Source organism: Mucilaginibacter sp. R-33 (genome assembly GCF_049949235.1).
In the GTDB taxonomy this organism is placed as follows: domain Bacteria; phylum Bacteroidota; class Bacteroidia; order Sphingobacteriales; family Sphingobacteriaceae; genus Mucilaginibacter.
Window position 1 is genome coordinate 112,098 of the sequence record NZ_CP188089.1, and the last position, 13,381, is coordinate 125,478.

Here is a 13,381-nt window from a genome sequence, read left to right on the forward strand (position 1 = left end):
AATGGCCGAAAAAGAAAAACTTAGAATAGATAAATACCTGTGGGCCATCCGCGTTTTTAAAACACGCACACTGGCTTCTGATGCTTGTAAAGCTGGCCGCGTAAAACTGGATGGTAAAAATATAAAACCATCGTACGAGGTAAAAATTGGCGATGTTTACCAGGTAGCTAAGGGTATAGAGCGCAAGGTAGTGAAGGTAACAGGTCTGCTCGAAAACCGGGTTGACGCCAAAACGGCTGTGAATTTTTATGAAGATATAACCCCGGTTGAACAAACCCAGGCATTTAAATCAATGTTTCACGCCCCGATACTTAAGCGAGATCGTGGTACTGGTCGCCCTACCAAGGCCGACAGGCGCGAAATTGATGACCTGAAAGATAATTTTTTTGAGGAAAAAGAAGAGGGATAGCCCAACCCAACCCTCCCCTAAAGGGAGAGGGCTTCTGAAAGCCGGATAATGTATTATAAAAGTCTTCCCTTTAGGGGAGATTTAAGGAGCAACTTAATAATGTTCCCTATGCTCGGTTGTTTCCCAAAGTTTAAAGGCGGTTAATGCTTCATCCCGAAGGAGCTGCACGAAAGGAAGTTTGCGTTTATCCATTGGGTTTTCCAATTCATCGTAAATAAAATGATCGTCGAACCCTATTGCGGCGGCATCCGCTTTGGTATTGGCGTAATAAATTTTATCAATACGGGCCCAGTAAATGGCGCCCAGGCACATGGGACAGGGCTCACAGCTGGTATAAATTTCACAACCCGCTAAGTTATAGGCTTCCAACTCCTGGCAGGCCAGGCGGATCACCGAGACTTCGGCATGTGCGGTAGGGTCATTAGTGGACACAACACGGTTGGCACTGCGGGCTACTATCATGCCATCCTTAACAATTACAGCCCCAAAAGGGCCGCCTATTCCGCGCTTTACATTGTCTTCGGCCAGCTCAATAGCTATGCGCATAAATTTTTCGTGTGCCGTATTTTCCATATTGTCCTAAATTAAAAAACCTCAACTGAAGTTGAGGTTTTAATTTGAAAATGTGTCAATTTGAATATTTGAAAATGACTTGTAATTTTCAAATTACTACATCATCAAATTTTCAAATCGTATATTATTTTTTGTCTTTAGCGTAAGCTTCGTTAAGGCGTTTGGCAACGTCAACGGTAACATCTAAAGATGGATCACCATACAATACGGTTGGATTGGCTTTTGAATAGGTTAACACCAGTTTGTAGCCTTTTTCTTTAGCATAACCTTTTACAAAGTCGGCAATTTTATCATACAGTTTAGCATTTTCAGAGGCTTGCTCGTTTTGGAACTCGGCACCTGCATTTTGAGAGTAGCCTTGTAATTCCTGTTGTTTACGCTGTAACTGTTGCTCGGTGGCCTGGCGCTGATCGGCAGGCATGGTAGCCTGATTTTTCTGGTACTCGGCAACCTGGCGCTGAAAAGCCTGACCGCGGTTTTGCAGATCGGTTTGTGATGCTTTGCCTTTTTCTTCAAGGCGTTTTGACATATCCTTAAAGTAATCGTACTTGTTTAATAAAGAGTCAGAGTTTACATAAACAATGGTTTCTTTATCAGGCGTTGCCGCAGTTGTTGAAGCAGCCGGTTTATCGGCGGTTTTATTTTGGTTACAAGCGGCAACGCTACCTGCAATGGCTAATCCTAAAGTAAGCTTGGTTAAAATTGAAGCACTGGTTTTCATTATCTCAATAAAAATATTATAAAATTTTGACAAAGATAATCTTTCATTGCAAGTATCCTAATTTTAGATGAGGTGATTTTGGGAGCAAACAGATGTGCAAATTTCAAATTACAAATATGCAGATGGGATTTATTGTGATGGCTTGGAGGATTTTAATTTGCGCGCAAAGCCACAAGCGGCAAAGTCTTTCTTATCCACTACGGTCCTCGTTTTACGGCATTTTGCATTATGAGAGTGGATACCGGCCATGAGCGTATTGCCAGCAGGCGTATGCGCGGATAGCGGCCGCAGGTAACTCCATTAATGATTTTGAATATCGGATTTTTGATTTCAGATTTCTGAACCTGACTTTTTATTGGCAGGGTTTGAAATGTGACAAGTTCTACAAAATTAGAGTTCAGACGAAGTATTCTGTTAATCCTAAAATCCTGTAAATTCTGATTCTGACAACTCTCCACAACTGTACTTTTATCCACAAATAATCGTTAATACGGGGTATTTTTTGTAATTTTGAAGATTGTTTCATTAAATAAATATGAGCGAAGAAATTCAGGATAAATCCAATTATTCAGCAGATAACATACAGGTTTTAGAAGGTTTAGAGGCGGTACGTAAGCGTCCGTCGATGTACATTGGGGATACAGGTGTTAAAGGGTTGCACCACCTTGTATATGAAGTAGTTGATAACTCTATCGACGAAGCCCTTGCCGGTTATTGCGATGATATAAAAGTTACTATACATGTTGGTAATTCCATAACCGTATCAGATAACGGTCGTGGTATTCCTACAGGTATCAATACAAAAGAAGGTAAATCGGCGCTTGAAATTGTAATGACCGTTTTGCACGCCGGTGGTAAATTTGATAAGGATACTTATAAAGTATCCGGCGGTTTACACGGTGTGGGTGTGAGTTGCGTTAACGCATTATCAACCCATGTGAAGACCCTTGTGCACCGTGAAGGCAAGATCTTTACCCAGGAATACGAACGCGGCAAGCCAATGTTTGATGTTAAGGAAATTGGCTTATCTGATAAAACAGGTACTATTCAAACCTTTCAGCCCGATCCGGAGATTTTTACTACCACTACAGAGTATAAATATGATACGCTTGCTGCCCGTTTGCGTGAACTGTCGTTCCTGAACAAAGGCATTCGCCTGAGTTTAACCGATGAGCGTGAAACCCAGGAAGATGGTACTTTCCGTAGCGAAGAGTTTTTCTCAGAAGGTGGTTTGCGCGAGTTTGTTAAGTTTTTGGACGGAACACGTACATCGATCATCCCCGAGCCCATTTATGTAGACGGTAATAAGGGAGGTATCCCGGTTGAGCTTGCCCTGCAGTATAATGATACTTACAGCGAGAATGTTTTTTCGTACGTAAATAACATTAACACCATTGAGGGTGGTACACACGTAGCGGGCTTCCGTCGCGGTTTAACCCGTACCTTAAAAGCCTATGCAGATAAAGAGGGCCTGCTGAAAAACGTAAAAGTTGAGATCAGCGGCGATGACTTCCGCGAAGGATTAACTGCTATTATATCAGTAAAAGTGCAGGAGCCTCAGTTTGAAGGCCAAACCAAAAGTAAGTTGGGTAACAACGAGGTGATGGGCGCGGTTGACGTGGCTGTGGGTGAAATTTTGGGTAACTTTTTAGAAGAGAACCCTAAAGAAGCCCGCCTGATTGTAAATAAAGTGATCCTTGCCGCTACTGCGCGTGCCGCCGCCCGTAAAGCGCGCGAAATGGTACAGCGCAAGAGCGTGATGACAGGCTCTGGATTACCGGGCAAACTGTCTGATTGTGCCAATAGCGATCCAACCCTTTGCGAGTTATTTCTTGTCGAAGGTGACTCGGCGGGTGGTACCGCCAAACAGGGCCGTAACCGCGAGTATCAGGCTATTTTACCATTGCGTGGTAAGATCCTGAACGTGGAGAAAGCCATGGAGCATAAAATTTACGAAAACGAAGAGATCAAGAACATGTTTACCGGTTTGGGCGTAAGCCGCGGTACGCCTGAAGATGATAAAGCCCTTAACTTAACCAAGCTCCGTTACCATAAGATCATTATCATGACGGATGCCGACGTGGACGGTTCGCACATTACCACGCTGATCCTTACCTTCTTTTTCCGTTACATGAAGGAGCTGGTTGAGGCTGGTTACGTATATATTGCCTCGCCGCCGCTTTACCAGGTTAAAAAAGGTAAGGAGTACGAATATTGCTGGAACGATGTACAGCGCGATGCCGCTATCCAGCGCCTTAAAGGTGCGGGCAAAGAAGACAGTGTACACGTACAACGCTACAAAGGTTTGGGTGAGATGAACGATATCCAGCTTTGGGATACTACCATGAACCCCGCTACCCGCACGCTTAAACGTGCTACCATTGAAAACGCCGCCGAGTGCGACCATACCTTCAGCATGCTGATGGGTGATGAGGTTGCTCCGCGCCGCGAGTTCATTGAACGCAACGCTAAATACGCTAAGATAGATTCATAAGCCCCCCCGACCCCTGAAGGGGAGAGATGGTTGATACATTTTTAAGGCCCGCTTCTTTTTGAAGCGGGCCTTTTTTGCAGGAGCTTGTACCCATCCGGTTTTGGCAGGGCGTATTTAAATCCATTTTGCCGGAGTTGTTGTAATCGCTAACTTTAATTATGGAATATTACGATAACCGGGTTGATACCTACATCGAAAAATCGCCCGAATTTGCGAAGCCGATTTTAAACTATCTGAGAGCTGTGGTGCATGAAGCCTCGCCTATGATAATTGAAACCATGAAATGGAGCATGCCTTTTTTTGATTATAAAGGTGTGGTTTGCAATATGGCTGCTTTTAAACAGCATTGCTCATTTGGTTTTTGGAAGGCATCGTTATTATACGACCCACAAAAGGTATTGAGCCTGGCTGATCAGGCTGCAGGTAGCTTCGGCCGCCTGACCAGTATTGATGACCTTCCTCCAAAGGAAGTACTTGTTGAGTTTATACAACAGGCGATTGCTTTAAATGAGGACAATAAACCGAGGCCGGCTTCCCAAAAAAAGTCGCCCGCCCAACGCGAGGAGCTGGTAGTACCTGACTACTTCGTGAAATTTTTAGAAGCCCATCCGCAAGCCTGGTTAAACCTTAATCAATTCAGCTACTCGCAGAAAAAAGAGTATATTGAATGGATAACCGAAGCCAAAACCGAGGCCACCCGCCTTAAGCGTATGGAAACCGCCGCTGAGTGGCTTACTGAAGGTAAATCAAGGCACTGGAAGTACAAGTAAATTCCAAATACCGAATATTAAACTTAACGCTTATGTTTTTCATCGATCTTAAGTATATCGCCCCTCTTGAAGAGATTGATGCTTATATGGAAGTCCATCTGAAGCATCTTAATAAATATTATGATGAAAAGGTATTTGTTGTTTGGGGGCCTAAGGTGCCGCGCACGGGTGGGGTAATCCTGGCCTTTGCAGGCTCAAAGGAGCAAATAGAGAAGATCATTACCGAAGATCCCTTTTACAAGCATAAACTTGCTGAATTTACCGTCACCGAGTTCTTAACTCCCGTGTATCACCCAGATTTAACGGCACTGCTGGACGGTGCAGAATAGGTTTAGTTTATTTTATCCAGCCGGGTTGGTTTTTCATTTGGAAAGCTGAAAACCATGTACATTTTGTTGCCGTCTGTATTGAAAGTAATATCGGCCCGTTCATTTTCATACATAAAGAACGAAGCTTTTGCATATGGTACAATTACCATAGGTATTGCATCATTTTGGACGAAGTATAGCTTGCCTTCAGCAACATAAGTCTTGAATATGTTTTTTTCATCGCCTGCTATCTGGTAATTACCTGCATATTGTTCCAGTTGCTTTGCTGGTATATTAATGGCCTTATGCTGTTTGCAATAAGCAAATTTTATTGCGTTTTGCATTACTTGCGCCAATGCTGCCCCATGCCCGGCATTTGGGGTGATTGCGGTAGCAATATCAAGCTCTTTACAATGCTGGTTTTGCATGTAGATTTTAAAATCCTGAATATTTTTGCTGGTTAAGAGCTCAAAAGAACCTACGCCTAAAAACACCCTGCAGTTAATGTCATGATTATTGACAAAATATTTCTTAGCCGAAGGGATCAGCTCACTTCCGCTGTTGCCCGGAGCGCCTATGAAAATCATGTTAAACAGGTTGGGGTGCTCAAACAATACCATGGTGGCGAACATGCCACCAAACGAATAGCCATATAAGGCTTTATTATCGGTTACACGGTACTTGCTTTGTATAAAAGGAATTACTTCCTGCTCAATAAATGATATGAACTTTGGTCCGCCGGTTGCGGGGTTCAGATCGCGGCTACGTTGATTTAGGCGGCTGCCGTAACCAATGCCTACAATGAGTGCTTCGGTGGTTTCATAATCCTGCCGGAGCATGTTGAAGCAGTTCATGGCAACGGTCATGTTCCAGTCGCCATCGGTCATGTACAACACCGGATATTTGGTTTTAGTAGTATCATAGCCCGGGGGAAAATGTACATAAATGGTGTAATCTTCGCCAATAACTGTTGAGTGATAGTCCCATTGCACCATGTCTTTGTCGGTAAAAGGGGCGGGGGTATCGCTTTTAACCTGCGCGGCAGCAATGTTTGCGAAAAAGATAAAAGCAAGCAGACAGAGGCTGGTCTTGATACTTTGTTTCAACATGGCGTGTGGTTATATAAATTAAGATAGTCTTAATTTACAAAAGGTTACAGCGTTGCTGAAATAAAAAAGGAATACCGGGAGAGGAATTTTCATTCCCCCTTTAGAGGGCAGGGGGCTAAAAATCCAGCGGCCCCAGCCTTTTCATATTTTTCATAATGAGGTATTGCCTGTGCTTTAAATATTTGGTTGGGTTGGTGGCCGACCATTTTAGCGGGCTTGGGAAAATCACCGCTATGGCGGCAGCTTCCTGCCGGGTTAAATCGGAGGCCGGTTTGTGAAAATAAGCCTGCGAAGCAGCCTCAACACCGTATATGCCATCGCCCATTTCAATCTCGTTCAGGTAAACCTCCATGATGCGTTTTTTGCTCCAAAAGGTTTCTATCAATATGGTAAAATAAGCTTCGATACCTTTACGGAGTATGGAACGGCCTTCCCAAAGGAAAATATTTTTGGCTACCTGCTGTGATATAGTACTGCCGCCAATTAGTTTTTTGCTGTGCGAGTTTTTTTCGATAGCTTTTTCGATGGCGTTAAAATCGAAGCCGTGGTGCTCTAAAAAGGTCTGATCTTCGGCAGCAACGGCGGCACGTTTCATATTGTCGGAGATCTCGTCAAAATCTTTCCACTTTTTATCTATCTTCCATTCCTTACCTGCCGATTTACGCTGGAAGCCGCGTTCGATCATTAACCAGGTAAAAGGAGGGTTTATAAAACGGTAACCAATGACACCCAAAAGGCTTAAACCAAAAAACAGGATGAATATCAGTTTAAAAATTCTGAATATCAATTTAGGGATGCCATAAAATTTTGAATCCGATTTTGAATTCCGTTTGCCCGACGTTGATTTTTGGTTGTTTTTGCCGAAGAATTTGAACACAGTTATAAAATATTTCCTGATAAAAGAAGAGGGTGCTTTGCTTTAGCAAAACACCCTCTAAAATTCTAAAATTTTTCCAGAAATCCGAAATCGAAACTCCGAATTCCGAAATATAATTATTCCGCTACTACTGCAAACGGAACCTGTACTTTAACTTCTTTGTGCAGGTTGATGTTGGCAACATACTCACCAACAAATTTTGGCTCCTGATCAAAAGTGATACGACGACGGTCAACTTCAAAACCTTCTTTTTTCAATGCATCAGCAATTTGGATAGTGTTGATAGCACCGAAGATTTTGCCTGTTTCGCCGGCTTTAGCACCAATGTTAAGTTTAACACCTTCTAAACGAGCTGCAATAGCATCAGCATCCTTGCGGATTTTTTCTTGCTTAAATTGAGCTTGTTTAAGGTTTTCGGCTAAAACTTTACGTGCGCTTTCAGTAGCTAATATGGCGTAGCCTTTTGGTAAAAGGTAGTTACGGCCATAACCTGGTTTCACATTTACGATATCGTCTTTATCACCCAGGTTTTTTACATCTTGTTTTAAAATAACTTCCATTTCTTAAATCTCCTATTATTTTAATGAATCTGTAACGTAAGGTAATAAACCGATGTGGCGTGCGCGTTTAACAGCCTGGGCCACTTTACGCTGAAATTTTAATGAAGTACCGGTTAAACGGCGTGGTAATACTTTACCTTGGTCGTTAATGAACTTCAATAAAAAGTTTGCGTCTTTGTAATCAATATACTTGATACCGTTCTTTTTGAAACGGCAGTATTTTTTACGGTTATCCTCCACTTTTGGAGCGGTAACGTATTTAATTTGTTCGTTAGCCATTAGTTTGCTGCCTCCTCTGCTTTAGCTGCTGGTTTTTTGTTAAAAGCACCGCTACGTTTTTTGTCATTGTAAGCAATGGCATGTTTATCCAAAGCAATGGTCAGGAAACGCAAAACACGCTCATCGCGCCTTAACTCTATCTCCAATTTGTTAATTAATTCACCCGGAGCCTTAAATTCAGTTAAGTGATAGTACCCTGTAGTTTTCTTTTGAATTGGGTACGCTAATTTTCTCAAACCCCAATTATCCTCCTGGACAATTTCGGCTCCGCCATCAGTAAGAATTTTGCTGTATTTGGCATTTGCCTCTTTAGCAGTCTCTTCTGAAAGCAACGGGGTTAGAACGATCACGATTTCGTACTGTTGCATTATACTTGATTTTTAATTATTTACCCGCTATAACGGGGCTGCAAATGTAGAGGTAATTATTGAAACAATCAAATGTTTTTAGATGAAATGCTACGTGTATAACAGCAAATTAGCCCGGCAGCGCTATATTAGCAGCTAAATTAATATTATGAAAAAGAACCTGCTCCTTTTTATCGCATTTTTTTTAACAACAACCAGTGCAATAAAAGCACAAACAATAGGGCCCGCGCAACAACGCCTGCTTGATTCGCTTTGTAAAGAATTGTCCAAAATTGATGTGGCGAAGATATCTACCAAACAGGCAGCCAATGATGCTTTTGAAAAGTGTTTTGAAAACCATGCCGACTTGCTGCTGGATGTAGCCAAAGAGCAAAATGTTGAGGTAACCGATGAACCGGCAATGAGTAAAGTAGGCGTGGAGATTGGTAAAAACCTGATGAAGCAAAAATGCGGATCTTTTATGCAACTGGCCATGAAAATGGGAAAGGATGACGATGCTGAGGATACCGGTACCCAGGTTACTACCGGCGTATTTAAACGGATTGATACAAAGGGATTTAATTATATTGTTATAACAGATAAGGCGGCGTCCGAAAAATCATTTATCTGGCTCAGGCAGTTTCCCGGGTCTGAGAAATTTATGGATGCTCCACCGGCTAAACTTGCCGGTAAAAAACTGCAGATAACCTGGAAGGATATGGAAGTGTATCTGCCGCAGGCTAAAGGATATTATACAGTAAAGGAAATAGTATCGATAGATATTTTGTAAACAAGGAAGAGATTGTGTTGATAAAAACAATATTTTTTCTAAAACTTATGGCATAGCTTATGGTTTTACTTTGAAACTCATAAGTTATGCAACCCGCAACTATTCAAGCCGGAAAAGGAATAAGTAATCCGCTTACTTTCGATGAGATCTTAATGTATGGCGGAGGGGATGATCCCCTTGAAGGCGATTGGGACGACCAGGAAGATGAGGATTTTGATGACATCCTTGAGGATAAAGAAGATATGCATGAATTACAGGTTGACGGCAATATCGGCGAGCCCGACCCCGAAGATGATGATCATTTGCCTGATGATGATATTTAATATATTATGTGCTAAGTCTTGTTTGTTTGACTGTAACATATTAAGCTTTTTTTGCTTATTCCTGTTTATTTCCCGTTGTTGTCTTAAAAAGACAATCAGAGCAGCTTGTTCTCTGAGCTAAGTTAAACCAAAATTGCGTAACAATCATAACGCATGCTCTTTGGTGTCTATTTTTTTCCCCATGATTTAATTTTTTTCGATCTGAGTTTCATTGATTTAAACGGATAGTTAAATTTAATTTGAAGTTAAAATACGAATAATGTAATTTATTTGCTATAATTACGATTGTTTTTGTATTGTCAATAGTATTATTGATGTGATTTTAATAAAAAAACAATATTATTTTTAATAAATTATCATTTTTTTGTTATTTGAAATTAATCGTTAGCCGAAACTGTCTGTTATGAAAAAATTAGTCGTCTTGTTGCCGATATTATTATCTTTTTTTTTAGCAAAAGCACAAAATCAGGATGTGCATATTAGCCTGGAGGCCCAGGGCATTGCCACTACCAATAATTCAGTGCCATTTTGGTTACGGTCAAATCAGTTTGGCAGTATTCCGTTATCGGGAGGTTCGGGAAGTTTGATCGGGAAAATTCGGAAAGATTATGATACAACAAAAACCTATGGCTGGGGATTTTCATTTGAAGGACGTGGTAACGTAGGTAAGGGGAGCAATTTTTTGCTTATTGAAGGATTGATCAAAGCTCATGCAGGTATTTTTGAACTGAAAGCAGGTCGGTCAAAAGATATTGTAGGACTCGTAGATTCGAGCCTGTCATCGGGAGCCTTTTCTATATCGGGGAATGCTTTAGGAATTCCTAAAATAAGTATCAGTATACCCAATTATTATAGTATTCCCGTTTTTGGTAAGTTATTTGCTGTTAAAGGCTCCCTTGCAAATGGATACGCCGGAAGAATCTCATCAAACTACCGGGACAAGGATATAAACTTTAAGAGTTATTATCTCGAAAATTACCTTTATGTCAAAATAGGCAAACCTAACTGGCGTTTGAAATTTGAAACCGGATATAATCACCAGGCCTTGTGGGGGGAAGAAAAACGGGTTTTTGGCCCATGGTTCAACCTGTCCGGCGCAGAAACTTACTGGTATGTGTTTACAGGGAAGGTGTTTAACCATTCGAAGGTAGGTAATCACCTCGGGTCGTTGGACGTGGGGGCCGAATATAAATTTGACGCGCTTACCCTGAAGCTTTATCGTCAAAATTTTTATGATAAAGGAGGGCTCGGGTCACTTGCTAATATTAAGGACGGCCTAAATGGTATTAGTTTTACCAATAATCAGGCCGGATCAGGTAATTTTGTTTGGAAAAAGCTATTGTTTGAGTTTTTATATACTGCTAACCAGGCGGGCACTCCAGATTCTAAAATTACGAATTCAGGCGCAGAGGATTACTATAATAATTACGAGTATGTAGAAGGGTGGTCATATAAAAATATTGCTTTGGGTTCGCCATTTATTACAACTACAGTAGATGCAAGAGCCGATGTGGGCCGTTATCAACGGCAGTTTTTTATAAATAACAGGTTGTATGCTTTGCACGGTGCAGCGCAGTTTTATGCATTTAAATGGAATTATATTGTTAAAATGTCCTATTCACATAACCTGGGCACATTTCAAACCGGCACCGGGCCTTTCAGGTGGGTAGGCGGTCAATTAACAAAACCAATTAATCCAGGTGCGTTTGGTGAAATAAACCAGCTATCATTTTATTTTGGAAGTTCGAGGCCATTGAAAAATGGCTATAGCATAGGTTATGATCTGGCATATGATAATGGAGAATTATTATATAATTCTTTTGGTATTATATTGAAACTTTCAAAGTCGTTTATGTAACAAACATTGGTTTAAGGTTTTTTTAAATAAAGATAAGTGGCACATGTGTAAAAAAAATTAGCAAAACCGCTCTTTCACCAAATCTAATTTCTCACTACCTTAGCACTTGTGGATAATTTCATTGTTTCGGCCCGTAAGTACCGCCCGGCTACTTTTGAAACCGTTGTTGGTCAGCAACATATAACCAATACGCTCAAAAACGCTATAAAAAATAACCAGCTGGCGCAGGCATTTTTGTTCTGTGGGCCGCGTGGTGTGGGTAAAACTACCTGCGCGCGGATTCTGGCTAAAACCATTAACTGTACCAATTTGCAGCCCAATGGCGAAGCCTGCGGCGAATGCGCTTCATGCAAGGCTTTTGAAAACGGAAATTCTTTTAATGTTCATGAGCTCGATGCTGCTTCAAACAATTCTGTTGATGATATCCGCAGTTTGATTGAACAGGTACGGATCCCGCCACAGGCGGCACGGTATAAGGTTTATATTATTGATGAGGTGCACATGCTATCGCAGGCGGCGTTCAACGCTTTCCTGAAAACATTGGAAGAGCCGCCTCATTATGCCATATTTATATTGGCCACTACCGAAAAACATAAGATCCTGCCAACCATTCTTTCGCGCTGCCAGATCTTTGACTTTAACCGTATCCGGGTTGAGGATATGGCCAATCACCTTGCATCAATTGCCGGTAAGGAAAATATAGGTTATGAACCCGACGGTTTGCACATCATCGCACAAAAAGCCGATGGTGGTTTGCGCGATGCGCTTTCAATGTTCGATCAGATTGTAAGCTTCTCGGGTGGCAAAGTTACTTATCGTTCGGTTATTGATAACCTGAACATACTTGATTACGATTACTACTTTAATATAACCGAAAGCCTGCTTAAGGAAGATACTGCAAAAGTATTGTTATTTTTTGACGAGATCCTTTCGCGGGGGTTTGATGGTGCCCATTTTATAGCCGGACTTTCCGAACATTTCCGGAACCTGTTAGTTGGAAAAGATCAATCAACATTGAAATTGCTTGAAGTAAGTGAAGGAATAAAAACAAAATACCTGCAGCAATCCCAGCAGGCATCGGTGTCGTTTTTGCTCTCGGCCATGAATATTGCCAACCAGTGCGATATTAGTTATAAGCTCAGCAAAAATCAACGACTCCAGGTTGAACTGGCATTACTCAAGATGTGCCACCTGCCATCGGTGTTTAACCTGGCAACCACACCACTCACTGTAACTTCCGCGACCGACGGGGGATTAAAAAAAAAACCTGATACCTCAGCAATAGCACCTGTTAATAGTACACCGGTAAGTCCTGCTGTATCAATAGCAAGTGAGGCCGCACCTGTATACAACGTTCCGGTAAAAGAAACTGCAATACCGGCTGCACAGGTAAAAGAAGCCCCGCCCGCTGAAAAGCCTAAGGTGATAATGCCTTTGCGCAGCACGCTCACTCCTTCGTTAACCGGAGAGGTGAAAACGCCTGAAGCTTTACTTGAAGAAGAAGACCCTTATTTAAAAGGTGAGGATAAGGAAGATTTTACCATGGATGCCTTTTTGCAATGCTGGAGCGACTTTGCCGCATTTGCAAAAAAGGAAGGAAAAAAAACTTTGCTAACCGTTCTTACGTCTGGTGCTCCGCGCATGCTAAAGCCTTATGTTTTTGAGGTAATAGTAGGTAATATGGTGCAGGAAAATATTTTCAGGGATGAAAAGCCTATTATGCTCAACTACATGCGCAGTGCACTTAAAAATTTTACTATTGAAGTAAATGCCCGGGTTGACGAACAAAAGGTGGTACGTAAGCCTTATACCGCGCCCGAAAAGTTTCAGCATATGGCAGCCCGCAACCCGCAATTGCTGGAGTTGAAGAGCCGGTTTAATCTTGACTTTGATTAATTCGGGGTTATGAACGCTGAGTTGTGAACTTGATTAAAATCCACAACTCAGCAGTTAATAAATTATC

15 protein-coding genes are annotated in these 13,381 nt (G+C 41.7%); 8 read left to right on the top strand and 7 right to left on the bottom strand.

Features of this window, described 5'->3' with window-relative positions:
- Position 1 precedes the first annotated feature (1 nt).
- Positions 2–409, top strand: coding sequence for an RNA-binding S4 domain-containing protein (locus ACP26M_RS00540; protein ID WP_426585203.1), 408 nt, complete (start codon positions 2–4; stop codon positions 407–409).
- 93 nt (positions 410–502) lie between these two features.
- Here ACP26M_RS00540 and ACP26M_RS00545 read toward each other — a convergent pair whose 3' ends face one another.
- Both ACP26M_RS00545 and ACP26M_RS00550 read right to left on the bottom strand, forming a co-directional pair.
- Positions 503–982 (bottom strand): nucleoside deaminase, encoded by a 480-nt coding sequence (locus ACP26M_RS00545; RefSeq protein WP_426585205.1) that lies wholly within the window; start codon positions 980–982, stop codon positions 503–505.
- Between the two features lie 124 nt (positions 983–1,106).
- The gene (locus ACP26M_RS00550) at positions 1,107–1,703 is read right to left on the bottom strand and encodes an OmpH family outer membrane protein (protein ID WP_426585207.1); all 597 of its coding nucleotides are present in this window, start codon (positions 1,701–1,703) and stop codon (positions 1,107–1,109) included.
- 535 nt (positions 1,704–2,238) lie between these two features.
- Here ACP26M_RS00550 and gyrB point away from each other — a divergent pair.
- From gyrB to ACP26M_RS00565, 3 genes are all read left to right on the top strand, one after another.
- Positions 2,239–4,197, top strand: coding sequence for a DNA topoisomerase (ATP-hydrolyzing) subunit B (gene gyrB / locus ACP26M_RS00555; RefSeq protein WP_426585209.1), 1,959 nt, complete (start codon positions 2,239–2,241; stop codon positions 4,195–4,197).
- 158 nt (positions 4,198–4,355) lie between these two features.
- Positions 4,356–4,967 (top strand): YdeI/OmpD-associated family protein, encoded by a 612-nt coding sequence (locus ACP26M_RS00560; protein WP_426585211.1) that lies wholly within the window; start codon positions 4,356–4,358, stop codon positions 4,965–4,967.
- Positions 4,968–4,999: 32 nt separating this feature from the next.
- Positions 5,000–5,296, top strand: coding sequence for a YciI family protein (locus ACP26M_RS00565; protein ID WP_426585213.1), 297 nt, complete (start codon positions 5,000–5,002; stop codon positions 5,294–5,296).
- Positions 5,297–5,298: 2 nt separating this feature from the next.
- Here ACP26M_RS00565 and ACP26M_RS00570 read toward each other — a convergent pair whose 3' ends face one another.
- The 5 genes from ACP26M_RS00570 to rpsF form a co-directional block, all read right to left on the bottom strand.
- Positions 5,299–6,384 (bottom strand): alpha/beta hydrolase, encoded by a 1,086-nt coding sequence (locus ACP26M_RS00570; protein WP_426585215.1) that lies wholly within the window; start codon positions 6,382–6,384, stop codon positions 5,299–5,301.
- A gap of 115 nt (positions 6,385–6,499) precedes the next feature.
- Positions 6,500–7,171, bottom strand: a complete 672-nt coding sequence (gene mtgA / locus ACP26M_RS00575) for a monofunctional biosynthetic peptidoglycan transglycosylase (RefSeq protein WP_426589785.1) — start codon at positions 7,169–7,171, stop codon at positions 6,500–6,502.
- A gap of 206 nt (positions 7,172–7,377) precedes the next feature.
- Positions 7,378–7,821, bottom strand: a complete 444-nt coding sequence (gene rplI, locus ACP26M_RS00580; protein ID WP_091166691.1) for a 50S ribosomal protein L9 — start codon at positions 7,819–7,821, stop codon at positions 7,378–7,380.
- Between the two features lie 15 nt (positions 7,822–7,836).
- A complete protein-coding gene (gene rpsR, locus ACP26M_RS00585) occupies positions 7,837–8,100 on the bottom strand; it encodes a 30S ribosomal protein S18 (RefSeq protein WP_022833472.1) in 264 nt (87 codons plus the stop codon).
- Complete coding sequence (gene rpsF, locus ACP26M_RS00590; RefSeq protein ID WP_090528512.1) at positions 8,100–8,468, bottom strand: 30S ribosomal protein S6; 369 nt, start codon at positions 8,466–8,468, stop codon at positions 8,100–8,102. Before rpsF ends, rpsR begins: the two co-directional genes overlap by 1 nt.
- Before the next feature lie 148 nt (positions 8,469–8,616).
- Between rpsF and ACP26M_RS00595 the strand changes: the two genes are divergently transcribed.
- The 4 genes from ACP26M_RS00595 (at position 8,617) to ACP26M_RS00610 (ending at position 13,314) form a co-directional block, all read left to right on the top strand.
- Complete coding sequence (locus tag ACP26M_RS00595) at positions 8,617–9,237, top strand: hypothetical protein (protein ID WP_426585219.1); 621 nt, start codon at positions 8,617–8,619, stop codon at positions 9,235–9,237.
- Between the two features lie 86 nt (positions 9,238–9,323).
- Complete coding sequence (locus ACP26M_RS00600) at positions 9,324–9,560, top strand: hypothetical protein (protein WP_426585221.1); 237 nt, start codon at positions 9,324–9,326, stop codon at positions 9,558–9,560.
- A 403-nt stretch (positions 9,561–9,963) separates the two neighbouring features.
- The gene (locus ACP26M_RS00605; RefSeq protein ID WP_426585222.1) at positions 9,964–11,418 is read left to right on the top strand and encodes a capsule assembly Wzi family protein; all 1,455 of its coding nucleotides are present in this window, start codon (positions 9,964–9,966) and stop codon (positions 11,416–11,418) included.
- Between the two features lie 108 nt (positions 11,419–11,526).
- Positions 11,527–13,314, top strand: coding sequence for a DNA polymerase III subunit gamma/tau (locus ACP26M_RS00610; protein ID WP_426585224.1), 1,788 nt, complete (start codon positions 11,527–11,529; stop codon positions 13,312–13,314).
- The last annotated feature ends 67 nt before the right edge of the window (positions 13,315–13,381 follow it).

What these genes read in the sequence shown, in the direction of transcription:
- ACP26M_RS00570 (WP_426585215.1), bottom strand. Translation starts at nt 6,384, where the DNA reads ATGTTGAAACAAAGTATCAAGACCAGCCTCTGTCTGCTTGCTTTTATC.
- ACP26M_RS00545 (WP_426585205.1), bottom strand. Translation starts at nt 982, where the DNA reads ATGGAAAATACGGCACACGAAAAATTTATGCGCATAGCTATTGAGCTG.
- ACP26M_RS00540 (WP_426585203.1), top strand. Translation starts at nt 2, where the DNA reads ATGGCCGAAAAAGAAAAACTTAGAATAGATAAATACCTGTGGGCCATC.
- rplI (WP_091166691.1), bottom strand. Translation starts at nt 7,821, where the DNA reads ATGGAAGTTATTTTAAAACAAGATGTAAAAAACCTGGGTGATAAAGAC.
- ACP26M_RS00605 (WP_426585222.1), top strand. Translation starts at nt 9,964, where the DNA reads ATGAAAAAATTAGTCGTCTTGTTGCCGATATTATTATCTTTTTTTTTA.
- ACP26M_RS00600 (WP_426585221.1), top strand. Translation starts at nt 9,324, where the DNA reads ATGCAACCCGCAACTATTCAAGCCGGAAAAGGAATAAGTAATCCGCTT.
- ACP26M_RS00595 (WP_426585219.1), top strand. Translation starts at nt 8,617, where the DNA reads ATGAAAAAGAACCTGCTCCTTTTTATCGCATTTTTTTTAACAACAACC.
- ACP26M_RS00560 (WP_426585211.1), top strand. Translation starts at nt 4,356, where the DNA reads ATGGAATATTACGATAACCGGGTTGATACCTACATCGAAAAATCGCCC.
- ACP26M_RS00550 (WP_426585207.1), bottom strand. Translation starts at nt 1,703, where the DNA reads ATGAAAACCAGTGCTTCAATTTTAACCAAGCTTACTTTAGGATTAGCC.
- ACP26M_RS00565 (WP_426585213.1), top strand. Translation starts at nt 5,000, where the DNA reads ATGTTTTTCATCGATCTTAAGTATATCGCCCCTCTTGAAGAGATTGAT.
- rpsR (WP_022833472.1), bottom strand. Translation starts at nt 8,100, where the DNA reads ATGGCTAACGAACAAATTAAATACGTTACCGCTCCAAAAGTGGAGGAT.
- gyrB (WP_426585209.1), top strand. Translation starts at nt 2,239, where the DNA reads ATGAGCGAAGAAATTCAGGATAAATCCAATTATTCAGCAGATAACATA.
- rpsF (WP_090528512.1), bottom strand. Translation starts at nt 8,468, where the DNA reads ATGCAACAGTACGAAATCGTGATCGTTCTAACCCCGTTGCTTTCAGAA.